We start from the raw sequence: 18,574 nt of genomic DNA on the forward strand, positions 1-18,574 counted from the left end.
TAATGCATTCCAAAAACCCCAACTGCTGCTTCAGGCTGTCTCGTGGTGCCCGTGCCATTGGTCGATTAGGGCTGTAGGTTTTATGTCATGTTTTTCTAAGCCATAACGCCGCAAAGGCTTGGTTAGGTGTCTTTGTGACCGCGTAGACGTAACATAAAGCTCAGGCTTTAAGCCGCGTTGTATTTGGGTTTGGATTTTGCCCATGTCTTTGTAGCGGATTTTGCATTTCTCACACCGCAAGCCCTGATTACGTCCCATAGATTCGAGGCGTTTATTACAGTTTGGACACAGTGGATTCTCAAACACCACTTTAGGCGCAAGCTCTACCACCCTGATTTTCTCCAAATTCACCGTCAACGAACGCTTTGGGGTCTGCTTTTTCACCGCGCCATAAACCTCAACGCAATCCCCAACCATGAGTTCCCGCGCTATCTTCGCCAAACCCCCTGTAGGCTCGTAAGCAGCGCAGTCAACCTCCCCTTGTAGGTCGTTTATGGCGAAAACCACATGGCGAACAGGAACCAGATGTGGCTCTTTGGAGACGACGCCTTGGACGATAACCGAACTGTACGGCGTGATTTCTCTGAGGTTGGCTGCGGGTTTGAGGTGGGCGTCGGTTCCTTGGTTGCTGCGAAAAATCATCCATCTATCCACTGGCTCCAACGTTTTGACCATGCTAAATGCCTCTTTGACGACCTGCGGGGTTTCGCCTCGGATACCAAACAAGATGGGGTCAGGTCCGCGCGGCGTGATGATTACACGGTTTTTCTCGTTGTCGACGTTGTTGAAAGTGAGCGGCTGCAGGGCTTGGTCCATGTGAAAAATCGAGGCTGTGTCGACTTGGCGTTTGCTGCCAAAACGTTCGGGTCTGCGGTATGCGATTAGTTCATAGGTGTGGTCGCCTGTGAGGGCTGTGCCGATGGCTGAAAGCGCCCCGATGATGCCGCGCCTGCTGTTGTAGCCGTATGCTTCCCCGTTAAAGCACCTGATGAGTTGCAGGGCATCTTCAAGGTGCATGATATCGGTAACTGCACATTTGGCAAACGCTTCAACCTCGGCAGGTATTTGCGGGGTTTTTAGGAAAACGATGCCTGGGTTGGTTCCCCTACAGCATACGTCCGAGTGCTTCTCCACCAGCTCCACCGTGAACTGCTTTATCTGCTCCTCCAGCTCGGCGTCAAATTCGATACGCAGGCACAACGCGCCGTTTCCACGTGTCTTCCACGGAACATTCGGGTTGAGCCTAACCAGCAACGGATAATCCAAAAACCTTGCGCCTAAACGTTCAAGCTCCTCCACCAGCAAAGCGGCAACATACGTAGTGCATCCCTGCTTGGTCGAGTCGGTATCGTCAAACCCGATATGCATCTGCATTGTAGTATCTGACTGCGGCATTGTTGACAACTGGAGAAATGACTGCGTCTGTTAAAAATTTTTTTACAGGCTGTCTTCTCCTTCAGTAAAAGACGTTTGCTGTAAACCCCTTAATCTGTTATTAGTAGTTAGCCCTCTATCAATCGTAATGCGATTTGAAAACATTGTTCAGCGTATATTTCATAAACATGTAAGCGGGTATCATTTTCTGAGAATGGCCACAATACATTGTTTTCCTCCCAGAACATGGCATAATGGTATTCATGGAAAAACTTGTTTCTGGCGTCTCTTAGTTGGTCTAATAACTCAAATTCTTCTTGCGTAATTACTTTTTTGTTTACCGCCTCTGCTAGACATTCCCTAAAGTTACCTTCAGTTTTGTTGATTGAAAATTTTGTTACTTGTTCAACTAGAATAACCAAACATGCAAATGCTGCCAGTCCTTTGTTTTCTTCATAGCATTCTTCAGCTTCTTGTGCTAATGTTCCTATCAAAAAATCTCTTTCTAAGAGCTTCGTGATTACTTTCAGTTTTTCCATAGATATGTCCTCGTCTGTGTGGCGTATTCACTATTGAAAATATTTGATTGGGCTATTAAAGAATTTAAAAGGTTGTGTATTATAATCAGGGCTTTTCGTGTGGGTATCTATGTGGTTAAATAAACATATGGTTTTTGGAGTTGACTGTACACAACTGATGACCGCAACTGGAACAACATTTTCTATCTTGCTTATAGCCATTGTGTTCACAAGTTTTAAATGTTGAATCATGGCATCTTAGGAAAGGAGCTGTTTGCTTTGGGTTCGGCTGTTATTGAAGTTGCTGATTTGGTTAAGCGGTATGACGAGTTGAATGCGGTTAACGGGATTTCTTTTGACGTGAAAGAGGGCGAGGTTTTTGCTTTTTTGGGTCCTAACGGTGCAGGTAAGACTACGACGGTGGAGATTTTAGAGTGTATACGTCCTCTCACCAGCGGAAACGCGCGTATCTGTGGGTTGGATGTGACGCGTGAGTCGGATGTTAAGCAAATCAAGAAAATCATTGGGGTTTTGCCTCAGGATTTTAACGCTTTGGATAAGCTTAGCGTAAAAGAAAACATTAGCCTGATTAGCGACATGTACGACACGCACCTTGACGTAGACGAAGTCATCAAACTGCTCGACTTGGACGATAAAACCAAAACCAAATTCGAAAACCTCTCAGGTGGCTTAAAACAACGCGTAGGCATCGCAGCAGCCTTGGTAAGCGACCCCAAAGTTGTGTTCCTTGATGAACCCACCACAGGCTTAGACCCAAAAGCACGCCGCGACGTCTGGTCAGTAATCGCTAACCTTCGCAAACTAAACAAAACCGTCTTTCTAACCACGCATTACATGGAAGAAGCCCAAGTCCTCGCCGACCGCATAGCCATCATGGACAAAGGCAAAATCGCCGCCATCGGCTCCACCCAGCAACTCATAACAAAGCACGGCGGACTCAAAGTGCTGATAATTCGCAAACCCGAAAAAACCCTTGCTGAGCAGCTGCAGAAAAAATTCAAAAACGCCATACTGAACCACGACAGCGACGTCGAAATCAAGGTTGACAACGTCGAGGAACTGTGGCGTATCATGTCAGGCTTAACCGAAATGAAGCTCGATAAGGACTTGGAGATTCAAACCCCCACAATCGAAGACGTTTTCCTCAAAATCACGGGTGGACGCATAACTGAGGAGGGCGAACTGAACTGAAATTCGTAGCAATTTTCATGGCGGTTACTAAGAACTGGATTAGAAGCCGCTCAGGCTTGTTCTTTAGCATCATGTTCCCGATTTTGCTGCTTGTGGTTTTCGGCTCGATTTTCTCTAACGTGGGCGGCGCAAGCAGCTACGGCTTATTTGTGCAGAACATGGACCAAACCAACGGCGAACCCACAGAGCTCTCACAAGCCTTCGTGGACGCACTCAACAGCACCGAAACATTTGCCATAACCACCATTCCGCCAGACGCGAACGCCACAACCTACGCCCAAGACGCCCTTGGACCCTTAGGCGGCAACATGCGCATACTCGTCATATCCGAAGGCTTCCATGACGACCTGATAAACGGAACCATGCGCGTACGCCTAGGCATTTGCCATGACACCCTGAACATGTCCTACGAGTACTTTGCACCGTACATCAACGGAACTGAAGCTGCCCAAATCCAAGAGGGCATGGAACAGATGCAACTGTTCATCGACGAGTTCCCCGAAGTAAACGCTTCTTTAACTATAATGCTGGATTCAGGTGACCAATCCGCTGGAACCGTATACAGCATCATCGGCAGCGTAGCCAACGCGTTTAACTACGAACTCATCGGAGCCAAAAACATAATCGTCATCAACCAAGAATCCGTAACCTCCACACAATTTAGCACTGTAGACTTCTACATCCCAGGCATAACCGCAGCCTTCATCATGACCAATGGCATAATCGGGTTAACCTCCACTAACACCGAATTCAAACGCCGCGGCATCATCAAACGCCTCTCCATAACGCCTCTCACCAAGATGGACTGGGTCATAGGCTCCATCCTAAGCCAGACCCTTCTAAACCTTATACTTGCCTTCATCATGATAGGCGTAGGCTGGCTGCTCTTCGACGTCCGCGTAATACCCGACGCCATAACCATCCTTATGATATTCTTGGGTTCAGTCATGTTCTCAGGCATAGGCATGAGCCTCGCAGGGCTGTTCAAAGACATAGAAGCCGCCAACGCAGTCGGAAACGCCATAGCCTTCCCCATGATGTTCCTCTCAGGCACCTTCTTCCCCTTAGAAATGATGCCCGACTACCTACAAACAATCTCCAAAGTCCTGCCCCTAACCTACTTCTCAGAAGGACTCAAAGCCGCCATGATAACCCAAAACCTCGACACCATCATATTCAACATCACCATCGTCGCCGCCATCGCAGTAGCCTTCATCATCATCGGAACCCTCGTCACACGCTGGAAAAGCAAATAACCCCACTTCCCCAACCCCCACACCCTTCTTCATCTACAAATTCAAAACCGCTACAAAACCGCTACAACACCGTCCAAACCAACCTATTAGCTGCCTATTTGGCTGCTGTTTTTAATTGTATGCAGAAACGATAGGGGGAGGGGGGTCTACGTGGATTCAAAAAAGAGTTATATTCCTTGATGGGTTTTTGTTCCCAAACAGCTTAGTTTCAGTTGGATGTTTATGGTCGCCCCCGATAGCAGTGCAGAAAACAATAATGGCGAGATGGTGGTTACGCCTTGGGAGGTTAAGGGTAAAGTTGATTATGAGCGGCTTATTCGCGAGTTTGGTACGCAGCCCTTAACTGATGAGCTTCTTGATAAAGTTGCAAAGTACACCGACGAGCTTCACTTGCAGATTCAGCGTCACATCTTCTTTAGCCACCGCGACCTAGACACTGTGCTTAACCTGTACGAGCAAGGCAAAAAATTCGTTCTCTACACAGGCAGAGGTCCCTCAGGACCCGTACACATCGGGCACCTTGTTCCCTGGATATTCACCAAGCACCTGCAAGAAAAATTCGACACGCGCCTGTACTTCCAGATGACCGACGACGAAAAATACCTCATCAGCGACCGCGCCACCCTCAAGCAGACACGCCAAAACGCGTATGAAAACGCCCTTGACCTCATAGCAGTTGGGTTCAAACCCGAAAACACGTTTATCATCTACGATGTTGAAGACATGGATTTGCTCTACGACATCATCCTTGAAATCGCCAAACGCATCACCTACAGCACGGCACGCAGCACCTTTGGCTTCCAAGACAGCACCAACATCGGCTGGGTATTCTGGCCCGCCATACAAGCCGCTCCCTGCTTTTTGCACAAAAAACTCACAGGCGAAAACGTCCCCGCCCTAATCCCCGCAGCCATCGACCAAGACCCGTACTGGCGCGTAACCCGAGACATCGCCCCAAAACTCGGCTACCACAAACCCGCCCAAATCCACTGCCGCTTCCTCCCCGGATTAGCTGCAGGAGGCAAAATGAGCGCGAGCATGCCTGAAACCAGCATATTCACCATGGACCCCCCCGACGTCGTCAAAAAGAAAATCTGGAACGCGTTTACGGGCGGCAAAGGAACCGCAGCCGAGCAACGCAAACTAGGCGCAAACCCGCACGTATGCAGCATATTCCAATACTACTTTTACCTGTTTGAAGAAGACAACCAGAAGCTATCGGAGCGCGAACGCAAATGCCAAGCAGGCGAAATGCTCTGCGGAGAATGCAAAAAAGACATCGTCGAAAAACTAAACAAGTTCTTGGAGCAGCATCGTGAGCGCCGAGAAAAAGCCAAAGACACCATCAACCAGTACCACATCAAACGTTAACCACCCTTTTTAGGAGCTTCTCACTTTTCTGGTTCCTCTGGTTTTGGGTTGCGCAAGCCTTTTATGTTTGAAATGACTATGGGTCATTGTGTGACCATTGGTCATTTAGTGAATGGCGGTCAATAAGTTGACGGTTGAACGAAAAGAAAAAGAAAAAGAACTGCGGCGAAGTCAGATTCTCGATGCTGCTCAGGAGCTTTTCTTCTCTGAAAGCTACGACAAAATCACCATTGCCTCAATTGCCAAGGCGGCGCAGCTTGCTAAAGGCACGTTGTATCTGTATTTTTCCAGTAAGGAGGCGCTTTATTGTGCGGTTTCTCTGAGGGGGGCTCGGTTGTTAAATGAGATGTTTCATGAAGCAGTAGCTGGGAAGCCGTCGGGGTTGGAGAAGGCTTCTGCGCTTGGCATGACCTATTACGAATTCTATAGGCGCTATCCTCAGTATTTTGAGATGTGTATGCACGCTGAGAACCTGCCCACGGTGTGCAGTGATGACGTTAACGCTTTAGAGTTGCAGCGGGTAAGCTTTGCAAACCTCGAAGTAGTGCTAAACGCTATAACAGAGGGTACCCACGACGGCTCCATAAAACCTGACCTAGACCCCCTGTTGACCTCGATTTTCCTCATACAATCCACACGAACCATGATACAGCTTCCAACAAGCTTCAAAATGATTCTCACGCAAACAGGCACAGACCAAGCTGCAACCGTAAAATTCGCCCTGCAGGCGCTACGTCATTTCCTACAAAACACCGAAAACAAAAAACTGGAGGAGAAAAAATAGGATGCAAGCTGTAATTTTTGATGGAGCCGCTGAAGATGATTTGGCGGTTAATGAAATTGAGACTGCATTGTGCAGTCAGCTACGCCGTAGCGGCTGGGCGGTAGAGCTAATCAAGCTTCGGGAAAAACAAATCGCAGAATGCCTTGGCTGTTTTGGCTGCTGGATAAAAACTCCCGGAGAATGCGTCATCGACGACTACGGCAGAGAAACCACAAAAAAAGTCGTGCAAAGCGACCTGCTAATCTGGGTCACTCCAATAACTTTTGGCGGATACTCTTCAGAACTAAAAAAAGCAATTGACCGCATCATACCCATGCTGATGCCCTACTTTGAATCCTACCACGGAGAAATCCACCACCAAATGCGCTACGAAAAATCGCCCAAACTAATAGTCATCGGAACCCACGCCGCCAACACGCAAACCACCGACACCTTCAAGGCGCTGACCCTTAGAAACGCCCTAAACATGCGACCCCCAAAATATGCCGTCGGAACCTTCCAAACCGACCAAAGCACCAAGGAAGCCTCAGCGTTTGTCGGTGACTTGCTCAAGCAGGTGGAGGTAGTTGCATGAACGCGCCCAAATCTGTCTTGTTGATAAACGGCAGCCCCAGATGCGAAAAAAGCAACTCACGCGCTATCGCAAAAAACCTAACCGACAAACTGGAGAAGAAAGGCGTAAAATCCAGCGAAGCCACCGTTGTTAGGCTAATTAACACTGCGCAGGGACGCAAAAAACTCTTGGACCTTGTGGACGCTGCGGACATTTTGGTTCTTGCCGCGCCCCTCTACGTTGACAGTATCCCCTCGTTTACCATAAAAGCCATGGAACTAATCTGCAGCCACCGCAAAGCCACATCCCAACCCCGCCGGTCTATGCTGGTTCCTGTTATGAACTGCGGCTTTCCCGAAATAGAGCACATGAAAATCGCGGTCCAAATCATGCAACACTTTGCTTTGGAGTCAAATCTTGAGTGGGGTGGTGAGGTCATTGTTGGTATGGGCGAGGCTTTGAATGGTGAATTAAGTGATGAAAACAAGATGACTAGAAACTTGATTAAGGGGCTTGGTTTGGCTTCTGAGGCTCTTGTTCAGGGACAGGTTATTTCGGATGAGGCCAAGACTTTGACTGTTAAACCGTTTCTACCGCTGTTTGTATCAAAGCCGATGCTGCGTTGGTTTGGGCGCCGCGTGTGGAACAAGCAAGCAAAACAAAATGGCGCTCAAGACAAGATGCGAGCAAAACCATACGCGCCTTAGAACCCTCTGACAGTTATGCGTAATAGCTGTTTTACTCCAGTTTTATTTTGCTGCTGCTCCGCCGATTGCTCCGCCTATGGTTGCTGTGACGGTGCCTACTACTGCGATTATACCCGCGAGTATTCCTATGGTGAAGCCCATTGCACCGCCAAATATGCTGCCTGCAACGCTAGAAACTATGCCTGTTAACAAAGCTGTACCTACAACTGCAAATACTGCCATGATGACTGCTCCAAACATGCCTGACAAAAATCCTGCGAGGGCTCCTCGTCCAGCTCCTTGCGCTATAACTCCTGCTGTAAAGCCACCCAAAAATATGCCTATAAAAACGCCAAAAAACGGTATGACTATGCCTAAGGTTATCCCTGCGAATATGGTTGTTATGAAGCCTACAAGGGAAGCTAGGATTACGCTGTTTATCATTGTCCTCTCTATTAGCCTCAAAGGTCTGTTGGATAAAACCCTTCTGTCCTCTGAGTCCTGATGTAAAATCCGTATTTTCACGCATGTTTTACTGTGCGGAGCGTTTTGTTAGAAGTATAGTTCGTGTTCTTGCAGTAGCGCGTAGTATTCTTCGGGGCGTTTTAGTTTTTTGATGTATCCTCTGAAGCGAACGCTGATGGCTGTGCCTTTTTGGGCAAGAATTTCTTTTCGTCGTAGGTAATCCGCGGGTAAGGGTTTAGCCCATCGGTCAACTTTTTCGATGAACACGCCCTGCTCAGAGTCTATGTACTCTTTGTGGACGACTTGGGCGGCTTGCTCCTCAGTTAACCGCGTATAATCTGAAGCCAAGACACAGGTGCCCACGAAGCGACCGCTATTTTTGCCCACCGCATAGAAAACTGCTTTGTCCCCTTTCCTTAGCAGGTCAATTTTGTTCTCGCGTTTGCCGTCTTCAGAGAGTTCCCTGATTGGCCAAAACTCCTCTTTGGTGCGGTGGTCAAACAGTTCCTGCGCTGTTCTGCCAAACAATCCGCCTGTTTCGCTTGTTACCTTGAAAATCCAGTAATTACTCAACGTTTACGTCTCCAATGGGTGAACAGTGTTTCTTTGAAGGGGTTCCTGTTTTATAGCTCTTGTTCTGTCTTTGCTGCAAAAGCGTGGTTACTTGGAGCGAAAGATGTAATTTGGTAACTGCTGATAGGTATGCTGGAAGTGAACTGTTATGTCTGGAAAAGTTGAAGTGAACTCGCAGTATTCGTATCGGCTTATTCATCCTATGCATACCTTTTTGGTTTCCTGTGCGGGTGCGGATGGTAAACCTAACGTTTCGGCTGTGGCTTGGGTTATGCCCGTTAGCAATGACCCCGCGTTGGTGGCAATTAGCCTCTCACCTAAACGTCATTCTCACACGCTTATTGAGGCATCGCAAGAATTCGTGATTAACGTTCCAACCCTTGAGCTTTTGCAGTCCGTTTACGCGTGCGGCTCATTTAGCGGCAGAAGTTTTGACAAATTCAAGAAAGCAGGCCTAACCGCTGCGCCAGCCAAAAAAGTCAAAGCCCCAATCGTGCAGGAATGCATAGCCCACATAGAATGCAAAGTCTACGACCAAGTAACCGCAGGCGACCACACCCTATTCATCGGAAAAATCCTTCAAACCTACGCAGATCCAGGCGTCTTCACAGAACGCTACTCGCTCGAAAACGCAAAAATGCTCTACCACGCAGGTGGCAACAACTTCGCCCTACTAGACCCCAAAATCTACAAACCCTAACCTTTTCCTTTTCCCCTCAATTTCCTTTTTTATTGTGCACTACTAATTTAAGTGTCTGTATATCTAACAAAGGCAGACCGTGACGAAGTGAACCCGTATGCCCACTTATGACCAAGAAGCCATAGAAAAGTTCTATTTATCAGGTAAAATTCTTCGTGAAACCCGCGAAACCATGAAGAGCTATGTCCGCGAGAACATGTCCGTGCTGGAGATTTGCGAAAAAGCCGAAGCCCTCATACGTGAAAAAGGCGGCAAACCCGCGTTTCCCTGCAACGTCTCCATCAACGAAGTAGCTGCACACTACAGCTCACCCCCTGGCGATAAAAGCACGGTACCCGAAAAATCCGTAGTCAAACTAGACATGGGCGTACACGTCGACGGCTACGTAACCGACACTGCCACCACCGTCTGCTTTGACCCCCAATACGACTTGATGACGCAAGCCGCACAAGCAGCCCTAGCCGCCGCAACTGAAAACATCCGCGCAGGCATCACCCCCTCTAAAATCGGAGGCATAATCGAGAACACCATAAAAAACCGTGGCTTCAAACCCATATCCAACCTCACAGGGCACTCAGTGGGACGCTACATCATTCACGCGGGAACCAGCATCCCAAATGTTCATCAAGTTACTTTCTCGAAGTTCAAGGCAGGCGAAGTCTTTGCCATAGAGCCGTTTGTGACCACTTTTGATGCAAATGGTGTGGTGGAGGATGCGCCTCAGAGAACGATTTTCCGTTTGGTTAAGCCTAAAGCCGCCAAGTCGCCTCTTGCTAAGCAGCTTGTGAAGTACATTGAAGACAACTGCTACACGTTGCCGTTTTCGGAGCGTTGGCTAACAGATGCGTTGCCGCCTAAAGATTACGCTGTCGCGTTCAAGGAGTTGCTGTCCAAAAAAGCAGTTATGAGTTACCCCGTGTTTGTGGAGACAAGCCGCAAAATGGTTACCCAAGCTGAACATACGGTGGTAATAGAAGAAGATGGGTGTTCCGTCGTGTCTTAGATTAGACTTTGACGGGTTTTTCTTTTTGTTTGACTTCTCTGTAAATCGCTGTGATTAGCTGTTTGTCGTCGCATTTGGGGCATTGTTCGAGTTCTTTGAATACGTAGTCGCCGCGTTGGAATTCGCGTGTGCTTTTGATGTTGCATTTGGGGCATTCGATGGTGGTGAGTATGGGCATGTCTTCTACTTTGAGGTTTGCTACGTGTTTGCGTGACTGATACGCGTAGTATCCTGCAAGACCCATCGAGATGAAACCAATGGCTAACAGGTAGAGGGTTATTTCTAACGAACCTGTTTCAAAGTATGCTCCGACGGCTACGACAATTGCGACAACGGAAAGCGCCAATGTTATGTAGATTACGGCTTGTACGAAAGTTGAAATTTTGTTTGCTCCTGTGCTGTTTGCTTTTACAGTGTTGCTCATCTTCTTTTCCTCCTATTGTGCAACTCCTATGGTGTTGCCGACTCCAAAGATGACCACTTTGTCGCCTTCCTTGGTTCGCTCTACAACAATATCTTTAACGCGCTGGATTGCTTTGTCAGCGGCGTCCGAGATTTCCTTGCGCATCAGTGAAACTGCATCGCCGATGTCCTCTTTGACGATTACCGCGTAGAGTGGAATCTTTTGGTCGACGACGGTTTCTTCGATTTTGAATGCGTCGACGCCTGGACCGCCGATGGCTGCGCCGATTCCCTCGCTGATTTCGCCGACGTTTTCGCCCTCCAGCTTCAAGCCTGCGTCAATCATGACAACCGCCGCGATTTTGCCCTTGTTTTCCTCAAGCACTGCTTTGATCGCATCACCTGGTTTGCCTACGTTACCGCCAGGGCCTTCCGCTTTCATGACAAGAGCGGTGCGGCCTTCGAAGGGTACGGAAGCGACTACGCAGTCTTTGGGTACTTTGCTGGTTTTGTATCCGTGCATGATTTTCGCTGCAATCAGGGGTCCTACGCCGTCGCCGATGGGTTGGCCGTTTGCGAAGGCTTTGAGGGCGCTGGCGTATGCTTCAGCTTCTTTCATCACCATGGGCAGTATCATTTGCAGTTGCATGATGGTGTAGAGGCTAAGGGTTTTTTTGCCCTGTAAATAGAAGTGACGTACGACTTTGTAGATGTAATTCAGCGCCATTGCCGCCTCCAAAGTGTTTTCCAAATTGTTGATTTGGACGTCGTCGCTTTCAGGTGCCATTAGTTTTACTTCTTCTTTTAGGCGGGCGTCGCGTATGTCAATGATGTGATCAAGCTTGTGGACTATGCCTGCGGGGTCCATGCTTTGAGGGGAAATCGTGAAGTAGTCCATGTAACGGTCAACTCTGTCTGAAGGGTCAACGGTTGGTTTGCCGATTTCCTTTATGGTTCCTATAGCGGTTTTTCGGCCTTCTTCCTTCATGAGTTTAAGCTTGAAAAGAGAACTCTCAACCTCCCTAATCATAACGTACATCTGAATTCTCTGACCGTAAAAAATGAACACAAAAATGAACAAGTACGAAAATAAGCTGATAATCGTAAGTATAGGGTCCCCCGAACCGATACCAAACTGATTAGTTAGCACTGGATTTTGAACCAACGTATTCATCTTCATTCATCACTTCGTTTCAAAAACTGTTACCCCTCAGTAATAAAGCTATGCCAAATACAACATCCTACACCCTACCGCATAAATCACGCTATCCCCCGCGGTTGTGAGCAAACGTAACGTTAGATTTTTATGCTGGCACGTCCTACTATGTGCTCTATGCCTGAGGTGGGGTCGTAGTCTAGACAGGCATGACGACGGGCTCCAGAAAGCAAGCAACGGGTTTGCTGACCGCAAGGGATGACGAAGTTCTGGAGCGGTCCTTAGAGAAACCCGTAAAGAATCGCCACGCGCGGTTCTTGGGTAAAGGTCGTCGGTTCAAATCCGGCCGACCCCACCACCTTCCACACCAAATACACTTGCTTGCGCTCTGCAAACATAGTTTGTTTTTTAAAAATTGTGTTTTTGGTTTTGCTGTTTTTGTGTAGTACATTTCGTAAAAAAGTCTTAAATATAAAAGTCCGACGTTTCAGTGCTATGTCCCGACGTTACACCTATTATTTTCTAATTGTAGCCCTTGTAATTTCATTGGCGGCAGCGTCTGTGTATGTTTTACAATTTGGGCAGTCCAATAGCCTGAATGATCTTGCTTACTATACTGAAGAGTTTCCGCCCTGTAACTACCAAGAAAATGGGGTTGCAAAAGGTATTGCGGTTGATCTTTTAACTGAAGTTGCCGATAGAATGGGCAGCAAAGTAGCGCCTGATCAAATCCATGTGGTTCCTTGGACTGAAGCATACAACGCAGCCTTAACAGGTGAGAAGATGGTTCTTTTTTCTACAGCGCGATTACCCGCGCGAGAGCAGTCTTTCAAGTGGGCAGGACCCCTGTTTACAGACACATACGCCCTTTTCACCCGATGGGACAATGACGTTGTAATCAACCAAGCCAGCGATTTAAACGGGTACAAAATCGGTGTAATCAAGGACTCCGCTGCCATTGTGCAGCTTACAAACGCAGGAGTATCCGAGAATCAACTGGTATATTTCACCAATGCATCCGCCATCATAGACGACCTTTCAAAGGGCAGCATAGACTTTTGGTGCTACGCGCAAGTAGTAGGTCGAACTCTCACCGAACAGATAACAGGCAACTACTACTCCTTTAAGAACGCTTTTCAACTAAGCTATTACGATTATTACTACGCCTTTAGCAAGGACATTCCCGACTCGACAGTTGCCTCTTTCCAGCAGACAATTGACACACTTAAGCAAGAAACAGACGCCTTAGGCACCTCCGTTTATGAACAGATTTTAAGACGCTACATTCCAACGCAGGGAACAGCTACCTCTCCCGAAGAACTCTTCGCCTTCGTTCAAGCCGCCTACGAGTATGCACACCAGAATAGTCAAGAAACGGCTCTAAACGAATTCAATAACCAGTCGGGTCAATTTGTTGAAGGTGAACTCTACATATTTGCCTATGACATGTCAGGTAACACTTTGGCGCTGCCGTTTCAACCAGAACTTATCGGTACAAACCGCTGGAACGCAACAGACCCCAACGGAACCGCATTTATCCAACAGATCATTCAAACAGCACAATCAGGAGGCGGCTTTGTACGTTACGCATACGCAGACCCCTCAGACAACTTCACCATCAAACCTAAAGTCAGCTACGTCACAATGGTAAATCAAAACTGGCTTATCGGAGCAGGCATCTACGAAGCCCAACAATAAACCCTTTTTTGTGTGCTGTTTTGGTTGTGTGTTCTGTTAGTTAATTGTTTTTTTGAGTAACTGAATTGCTAGATATAGGAAAACCAGTGAGAAGAGTGTTTGGGCTCCTAAATCAGCGAGAAAAATGGGTGTATTAATAGCGCCTGTCATTGCTTGTCTTAGAGCTTCTACTGAGTACGTGAGCGGCATGGTGAATGCGATTGCCTGAAGAATCGTGGGCATAGCTGATATGGGCAAGAATACCCCTGAAATGAAGACCATTGCGATGCGTACTACTGTAGCTGGGGGCATAGCTTGGGGAATGTCCTTAAACGGCACCGAGAGCAGAAAACCAAACGCCGAAAACATGAATGCTGAAAACGCGATGCACACAACAAACAAAGGCAAATTAGCCACTGCCGTGAAGGGAAGCATAACCGCCATGTACGCTATGGACAGGATTACTCCGTATATGAAACCTGCTAAAACTTTTCCTGCTGCTATGGTAGACAAAGAGATGGGTGCGGTTAGGAGAAGCTTGAATGTTCCTGTTCTTCGCTCCAGCGGAAGAGTGATTGCTTGGATGGCTCCTGCGCCAAAGAAAGATGCAATCGCCACTAGTCCAGGAACTGAAAAAGTGGGGTCAACAGATCTGCCAATGGAGAAAGCCAGAAAAAGTGAGACGGGTAAGATCAGGCCAAAAATGAGGTTTGGACCTTTAAAGAAGTAGACTTTAATGTCTTTTTCAGCGATGTAAACTGCTCTCTGGAAGCTTTCAAGCCAACTTGACATATTTTTCATCTCTGGTTTTGCTCTGTTTTGCCTTCGGCTGATAATATTTCGGGATGCAAACCCGTAAGCCTGACAAACGCAGCCTCCAAGGTCGGCTTTGGCGTGTTAATGGAGATTATCCTCAGATGGTTTTCTTGGGCGAACCTAACTATAGTAGGTAGCACCATAGAAGTGTCGTCTGTAAGTAGCCTAAACTTGTCCCCTGCAACAGCTACGCCCTTAACATAATCCAGTTTCTGCAGCTTTTGAGTTAAATCTGCCGCGCCGTCAAACGAGACCTCAATTACCTGCTCGGCTTGTGCCATCAATTTTAGCCTTTCTGGGGTGTCTATGGCTATGATGTTTCCGTTTGAAATTATGGCTATTCGGGCACAGCACTGGTCTGCTTCTTCTAAGTAATGAGTAGTCAAAAACACGGTTACGCCCTGCCGATTTAGCTCTCTGATTAAAGCTCGGACATCTCGGGCGCTTTGCACGTCCAACCCCGTCGTGGGCTCGTCCAAAAACAGGATTTTGGGGTCATGAATCAGGGCGGCGGCTATCATCAGGCGCTTCTTCATGCCTCTGGAAAAAGTGTCCACACGCTCATCACGCCTTTCGAATAAACCCACAGATTTGAGTAACATAGCGGCTTTTTCTTGCCGTTTTTCTTTTTTTACGCCGTGGATTTTAGCGCAAAACATCAGGTTGTTCCATGCGGATATTTCGCCATAGAGATTTGATGCGTCAGGAACTACGCCGATATGCTCTTTTACTTGCATAGGCTTTTGGGTGAGGTTGCCGCCAAGGATGTATGCTTGCCCCGAAGTTGCATTTGAGGTGCCTGTTAGGATGTTAATAGTGGTGGTTTTACCCGCTCCGTTTGGACCCAGAAAACCAAAAAACTCGCCCTTCAGCACCTTGAAGCTTATGTGGTCAACAGCCAAAACTTTCGGATAACATTTAGTTAGTTCCCGAACATCAATTGCAACCGCCATACAATCACTTCAACAAAGAAAGATACGCCTAAGAAGATAATAAAACTGGTCGCTTTGTGCTGTTCAAGCGAAGTTGGTTCATTGTGGGGGAGTTTTGTTTATATGGCTGGGCTGTTTGGTTAGTTTGTTTGAAGCTGTGGAGGTGTTTTGTTGTCTGGGGGTGGTGTTGAGGGTTTGGATGTGACTGAGGAGCTGGTTGTTTCTAAGGTTTCAGAGCTTTTGGAAACCCTTGACCACGTAAAACGCTACAACGCCCTGCTCAAAGCCCTAACAAAAGTTGCGTTTGTCGTGGTTTGTTTGATTTCGGCGTGCTTGTTTTTGGGGGCGGCTTCGTCTTTTTTGTATCCTGCAGCGGTGGAGAGCGAATTTTTGATGGCTTTGTTTGCTTTTTTGCTGGTGCCTGTACTTGGAATTGTTTTGGGTTACGTTTACGTGCGTGAAAAAGTTAACGATGTGGGTTCTGTTAGGCGCCGCGACGAGCTTTCGGGCGGTTTTCCTGAGGCGTTGCAGCTGCTTTTGGAGTGGGACTGGGAAGCAACTCTTGAAGAAGTCTCAGTTGGCAAACTCGGCTACGCCCTCTATGGACTGCTAAAGACGGTCGCGTACATAGCGGCAGTGCTCTTTGGGTTAGAGCTTGTGGGCAACCTATTTGCCTGGGTGGTTTTTGGCTCCACAAACGTCTCGTTTACCCTGTTCTTGGGGTTCCTGACATTTCCAGTTGTCTTTCTCATTTTAGGTCGCGACTTGTTGCGGCGGTATAAAGAAATCCAAGCCTTAGATATGCTCCTTTTGGAGCTGCGGTGGTTTAGCCTTGAATTCCGGAGAGCTGAATTCCAAACCTGACCTTTACGTCATCGCCCGCATAATCAAAACGTTAAAGGAAAAAGGGCGCATGAACAAAACCGCCTTGGCAACATCCACGGGGCTCGCATATGATAAGCTGGTTAAGTACTTGGGGTGGATGGTTGAGAAGGGCTTTATACGCATAGACGACGCAGACGGCTTAGTTGTTTTAACCAAAGAAGGCTCTGAAGCGTACAGCGAACTCGTGCAGTGGATACTCAAATACGTCGGGCAACTCAAATTCCCACGCATCCGACTACGAACCTAACCCACTTGTTTGGGTACTCCCTCGCAGTGAGTTCTGTTTTTAAGCATTTTTGAGCCCAGGTAGAATTGAGGAAAACATACTATGCCCTCTATTGAAGCAGTTAACCTTACAAAACGGTACGGCGCGTTTGCTGCAGTTTCCGATTTGAACTTCAAAATCCAAGGCGCCAAATGCGTCGGCTTTTTAGGTCCAAACGGCGCAGGCAAAACCACCACCCTAAAAATGTTTACCGATCTAATCACGCCCTCCCACGGCAAAGCCCTGATTAACGGCAGAAACGTACACACCGAAAAAAAACAGGCACTCTCGTCTGTGGGAACGCTAATTGAAACCCCCGAGATTTACCCGTCCCTTACGCCACGAGAAGCGTTAAGCATGATTGCTGAGCTTCGCGGAATGCCCGCTGCTGAGCGCAGTAGCTGTATCGAACACGCCGTAGCCCAAGTCAAAATGTCTGAGTGGATTGACAAGAAAGTGGGCAAATTCTCCAAGGGCATGAAGCAGCGAATCTGCATAGCCGCCGCGTTGCTTAGCGACCCTGACGTGTTGCTTTTGGATGAACCAACTACGGGTTTGGATCCGCGGGGCATGAGCGAGGTACGCGAGATAATCAAGCACCTCAAAAGCCAGAGCAAACTGATTTTCATGAGCAGCCATATCCTAACTGAAGTTGCCGACGTCTGCGATGAAGTTGCCATTGTGGATCAGGGCAGGTTAATCACGTATGATTCGCTGGCACATGTTTCAGCGCGTTTTTCGGGTGGCTCGAATTTGGTGGAAGCCGAGTTTTGTCGCCCGTTGGCTGTGGGAGTGGCACAGAAGCTCGAAGCAGCCGTTTCTGACGTGATTGACGTAGAAAAAACAGGCGCCAAAGCCTTGACAGTTAGGTTCAACGGCGGCATAGATGTGCAAGAGCAAATCCTGCAGGCCCTCGTTACGCTTGGCACGGGCGTTGTCAGCTACAAACCCGCCTCCTCAGACCTTGAAGCAGTATACCTGCAACTAATCAAAAACACGAAGTGAACCCCATGAAAGATGTAATCATACCTGAAACCCAAATTCCAAATAGCCTCACCCAAATATTCACCATCACCAAATACACCCTGCTCGACTACATACGCTCGCGCAGATTCTACATCCTACTAGCCATAACCCTCTCCGTTGGTGCGCTGCTGACTGGGGTTGTTGCTTATTTTCAGCCCCAAACGTTTCTTTCTTCGGAGATGGCGTTTTATTCGGGTTGGTGGGGCAACACGGCAGTCTACATCGTTGCGCTTTCAGGCATATTTTTTGGCGGTGATGCCATAGCGGGGGAGTTCCAAAACAAAACCGGGTACTTTAGCGTCCCCAACCCCGTCAAACGCTCTTCAATTTACGTGGGCAAACTGTTGTCGGCGTTTATAGCGTCCACGCTTATCATCGGCGCCTTCACCGCACTCACCCTGTGCAACGGCTTGTACTATTTTGGCGCCGCAGTTCCCATCGAATTCTTCCAGTCCGTGCTGTTTTCGTGGTTCTACCTCTTCGCCGTGCTAGGCGTAACCTTCATGCTCAGTTCCCTATTCAAAAGCGGAGCCTACGCCATACTCGTATCCGCCATACTATTTCTGTTTGCCTTCGACCTCGTCCAAGTAATCATCGTGCAACTGGTGCAAATCGAACCCTGGTTCTTGCTCTCCTACGGCTCAGCCATAATCAGCAACGCCCTCACCATACCCTACCCTCAACACACAACCGCCTTCGACGTAGGCTTTGGAGAAACCCTAACAGTCTACAACGCAACAATACCCCAAGGACTAATCATAATCGCCGCCTACTTCGCCATAGCCGCCATCGCAGGACTGCTACTCTTCAAACGAAAAGAATTCAACTAAACCCCCACCTTTCCTTCTTTTGTTTTTGTTGCGTAATTGGTGTTTTGGCAAAACCCTTTTAGAATCGCACAGGCATTAACGCTGTAGTTG

At 47.9% G+C, this 18,574-nt stretch carries 21 protein-coding genes and 1 tRNA gene; 14 read left to right on the forward strand and 8 right to left on the reverse strand.

Annotation, left to right across the window (positions count from 1 at the left end):
- Window positions 1-30: 30 nt before the first annotated feature.
- Both NWF04_03020 and NWF04_03025 read right to left on the reverse strand, forming a co-directional pair.
- Entirely contained in the window at window positions 31-1,395 is a 1,365-nt protein-coding gene (locus tag NWF04_03020) for a tRNA(Ile)(2)-agmatinylcytidine synthase (GenBank protein ID MCW4005557.1), read from the reverse strand.
- A 107-nt stretch (window positions 1,396-1,502) separates the two neighbouring features.
- A complete protein-coding gene (locus tag NWF04_03025) occupies window positions 1,503-1,913 on the reverse strand; it encodes a hypothetical protein (GenBank protein ID MCW4005558.1) in 411 nt (136 codons plus the stop codon).
- A gap of 258 nt (window positions 1,914-2,171) precedes the next feature.
- On the opposite strand from NWF04_03025, the gene NWF04_03030 reads away from it, so the two are divergent.
- From NWF04_03030 to NWF04_03055, 6 genes are all read left to right on the forward strand, one after another.
- Complete coding sequence (locus NWF04_03030) at window positions 2,172-3,104, forward strand: ABC transporter ATP-binding protein (protein MCW4005559.1); 933 nt, start codon at window positions 2,172-2,174, stop codon at window positions 3,102-3,104.
- 17 nt (window positions 3,105-3,121) lie between these two features.
- Window positions 3,122-4,360 (forward strand): ABC transporter permease, encoded by a 1,239-nt coding sequence (locus NWF04_03035; protein ID MCW4005560.1) that lies wholly within the window; start codon window positions 3,122-3,124, stop codon window positions 4,358-4,360.
- A 222-nt stretch (window positions 4,361-4,582) separates the two neighbouring features.
- A complete protein-coding gene (locus NWF04_03040) occupies window positions 4,583-5,731 on the forward strand; it encodes a tryptophan--tRNA ligase (protein ID MCW4005561.1) in 1,149 nt (382 codons plus the stop codon).
- Window positions 5,732-5,858: 127 nt separating this feature from the next.
- The gene (locus tag NWF04_03045) at window positions 5,859-6,515 is read left to right on the forward strand and encodes a TetR/AcrR family transcriptional regulator (GenBank protein MCW4005562.1); all 657 of its coding nucleotides are present in this window, start codon (window positions 5,859-5,861) and stop codon (window positions 6,513-6,515) included.
- Window position 6,516: 1 nt separating this feature from the next.
- Entirely contained in the window at window positions 6,517-7,089 is a 573-nt protein-coding gene (locus NWF04_03050) for a flavodoxin family protein (protein ID MCW4005563.1), read from the forward strand.
- Window positions 7,086-7,775, forward strand: coding sequence for an NAD(P)H-dependent oxidoreductase (locus tag NWF04_03055; GenBank protein MCW4005564.1), 690 nt, complete (start codon window positions 7,086-7,088; stop codon window positions 7,773-7,775). Before NWF04_03050 ends, NWF04_03055 begins: the two co-directional genes overlap by 4 nt.
- Window positions 7,776-7,817: 42 nt before the next feature.
- Here NWF04_03055 and NWF04_03060 read toward each other — a convergent pair whose 3' ends face one another.
- Complete coding sequence (locus NWF04_03060; protein ID MCW4005565.1) at window positions 7,818-8,198, reverse strand: DUF5518 domain-containing protein; 381 nt, start codon at window positions 8,196-8,198, stop codon at window positions 7,818-7,820.
- Window positions 8,199-8,306: 108 nt separating this feature from the next.
- Window positions 8,307-8,792 (reverse strand): EVE domain-containing protein, encoded by a 486-nt coding sequence (locus tag NWF04_03065; GenBank protein MCW4005566.1) that lies wholly within the window; start codon window positions 8,790-8,792, stop codon window positions 8,307-8,309.
- Between the two features lie 148 nt (window positions 8,793-8,940).
- Between NWF04_03065 and NWF04_03070 the strand changes: the two genes are divergently transcribed.
- Entirely contained in the window at window positions 8,941-9,492 is a 552-nt protein-coding gene (locus NWF04_03070; GenBank protein ID MCW4005567.1) for a flavin reductase family protein, read from the forward strand.
- A gap of 97 nt (window positions 9,493-9,589) precedes the next feature.
- A complete protein-coding gene (map, locus tag NWF04_03075) occupies window positions 9,590-10,495 on the forward strand; it encodes a type II methionyl aminopeptidase (protein ID MCW4005568.1) in 906 nt (301 codons plus the stop codon).
- 1 nt (window position 10,496) lies between these two features.
- On the opposite strand, the gene NWF04_03080 is transcribed toward map, so the two are convergent.
- On the reverse strand, window positions 10,497-10,919 hold the full coding sequence (locus NWF04_03080) for a zf-TFIIB domain-containing protein (protein MCW4005569.1): 423 nt from the start codon (window positions 10,917-10,919) through the stop codon (window positions 10,497-10,499).
- A 12-nt stretch (window positions 10,920-10,931) separates the two neighbouring features.
- Window positions 10,932-12,071: a DUF1512 domain-containing protein gene (locus NWF04_03085; protein MCW4005570.1), complete on the reverse strand. Its 1,140-nt coding sequence runs from the start codon at window positions 12,069-12,071 to the stop codon at window positions 10,932-10,934.
- A 170-nt stretch (window positions 12,072-12,241) separates the two neighbouring features.
- Here NWF04_03085 and NWF04_03090 point away from each other — a divergent pair.
- Together NWF04_03090 and NWF04_03095 are read left to right on the forward strand one after the other, a co-directional pair.
- A tRNA-Trp gene (locus tag NWF04_03090) sits at window positions 12,242-12,411 on the forward strand.
- Between the two features lie 137 nt (window positions 12,412-12,548).
- On the forward strand, window positions 12,549-13,751 hold the full coding sequence (locus NWF04_03095; protein MCW4005571.1) for a cache domain-containing protein: 1,203 nt from the start codon (window positions 12,549-12,551) through the stop codon (window positions 13,749-13,751).
- A gap of 36 nt (window positions 13,752-13,787) precedes the next feature.
- Here NWF04_03095 and NWF04_03100 read toward each other — a convergent pair whose 3' ends face one another.
- Complete coding sequence (locus NWF04_03100; protein ID MCW4005572.1) at window positions 13,788-14,522, reverse strand: ABC transporter permease; 735 nt, start codon at window positions 14,520-14,522, stop codon at window positions 13,788-13,790.
- Window positions 14,523-14,527: 5 nt separating this feature from the next.
- Window positions 14,528-15,499 (reverse strand): ABC transporter ATP-binding protein, encoded by a 972-nt coding sequence (locus NWF04_03105; GenBank protein ID MCW4005573.1) that lies wholly within the window; start codon window positions 15,497-15,499, stop codon window positions 14,528-14,530.
- 150 nt (window positions 15,500-15,649) lie between these two features.
- Here NWF04_03105 and NWF04_03110 point away from each other — a divergent pair, with 150 nt between their 5' ends.
- From NWF04_03110 to NWF04_03125, 4 genes are all read left to right on the forward strand, one after another.
- Window positions 15,650-16,342 carry a hypothetical protein gene (locus NWF04_03110; protein ID MCW4005574.1) on the forward strand — a complete coding sequence of 231 codons (693 nt, stop codon included), beginning with the start codon at window positions 15,650-15,652 and terminating at the stop codon, window positions 16,340-16,342.
- A complete protein-coding gene (locus tag NWF04_03115; protein ID MCW4005575.1) occupies window positions 16,311-16,610 on the forward strand; it encodes a winged helix-turn-helix domain-containing protein in 300 nt (99 codons plus the stop codon). Before NWF04_03110 ends, NWF04_03115 begins: the two co-directional genes overlap by 32 nt.
- Window positions 16,611-16,691: 81 nt before the next feature.
- Window positions 16,692-17,633: an ABC transporter ATP-binding protein gene (locus NWF04_03120; protein MCW4005576.1), complete on the forward strand. Its 942-nt coding sequence runs from the start codon at window positions 16,692-16,694 to the stop codon at window positions 17,631-17,633.
- Window positions 17,634-17,638: 5 nt separating this feature from the next.
- Window positions 17,639-18,484 (forward strand): ABC transporter permease, encoded by an 846-nt coding sequence (locus NWF04_03125; protein MCW4005577.1) that lies wholly within the window; start codon window positions 17,639-17,641, stop codon window positions 18,482-18,484.
- Window positions 18,485-18,574 lie beyond the last annotated feature (90 nt).

This window comes from Candidatus Bathyarchaeota archaeon, from assembly GCA_026014465.1.
In the GTDB taxonomy this organism is placed as follows: domain Archaea; phylum Thermoproteota; class Bathyarchaeia; order Bathyarchaeales; family Bathycorpusculaceae; genus JADGNF01.

What these genes read in the sequence shown, in the direction of transcription:
- NWF04_03020 (MCW4005557.1), bottom strand. Translation starts at nt 1,395, where the DNA reads ATGCCGCAGTCAGATACTACAATGCAGATGCATATCGGGTTTGACGAT.
- NWF04_03025 (MCW4005558.1), bottom strand. Translation starts at nt 1,913, where the DNA reads ATGGAAAAACTGAAAGTAATCACGAAGCTCTTAGAAAGAGATTTTTTG.
- NWF04_03035 (MCW4005560.1), top strand. Translation starts at nt 3,122, where the DNA reads ATGGCGGTTACTAAGAACTGGATTAGAAGCCGCTCAGGCTTGTTCTTT.
- NWF04_03040 (MCW4005561.1), top strand. Translation starts at nt 4,583, where the DNA reads ATGGTCGCCCCCGATAGCAGTGCAGAAAACAATAATGGCGAGATGGTG.
- NWF04_03050 (MCW4005563.1), top strand. Translation starts at nt 6,517, where the DNA reads ATGCAAGCTGTAATTTTTGATGGAGCCGCTGAAGATGATTTGGCGGTT.
- NWF04_03055 (MCW4005564.1), top strand. Translation starts at nt 7,086, where the DNA reads ATGAACGCGCCCAAATCTGTCTTGTTGATAAACGGCAGCCCCAGATGC.
- NWF04_03060 (MCW4005565.1), bottom strand. Translation starts at nt 8,198, where the DNA reads ATGATAAACAGCGTAATCCTAGCTTCCCTTGTAGGCTTCATAACAACC.
- NWF04_03070 (MCW4005567.1), top strand. Translation starts at nt 8,941, where the DNA reads ATGTCTGGAAAAGTTGAAGTGAACTCGCAGTATTCGTATCGGCTTATT.
- map (MCW4005568.1), top strand. Translation starts at nt 9,590, where the DNA reads ATGCCCACTTATGACCAAGAAGCCATAGAAAAGTTCTATTTATCAGGT.
- NWF04_03080 (MCW4005569.1), bottom strand. Translation starts at nt 10,919, where the DNA reads ATGAGCAACACTGTAAAAGCAAACAGCACAGGAGCAAACAAAATTTCA.
- NWF04_03085 (MCW4005570.1), bottom strand. Translation starts at nt 12,071, where the DNA reads ATGAATACGTTGGTTCAAAATCCAGTGCTAACTAATCAGTTTGGTATC.
- NWF04_03095 (MCW4005571.1), top strand. Translation starts at nt 12,549, where the DNA reads ATGTCCCGACGTTACACCTATTATTTTCTAATTGTAGCCCTTGTAATT.
- NWF04_03100 (MCW4005572.1), bottom strand. Translation starts at nt 14,522, where the DNA reads ATGTCAAGTTGGCTTGAAAGCTTCCAGAGAGCAGTTTACATCGCTGAA.
- NWF04_03105 (MCW4005573.1), bottom strand. Translation starts at nt 15,499, where the DNA reads ATGGCGGTTGCAATTGATGTTCGGGAACTAACTAAATGTTATCCGAAA.
- NWF04_03120 (MCW4005576.1), top strand. Translation starts at nt 16,692, where the DNA reads ATGCCCTCTATTGAAGCAGTTAACCTTACAAAACGGTACGGCGCGTTT.
- NWF04_03125 (MCW4005577.1), top strand. Translation starts at nt 17,639, where the DNA reads ATGAAAGATGTAATCATACCTGAAACCCAAATTCCAAATAGCCTCACC.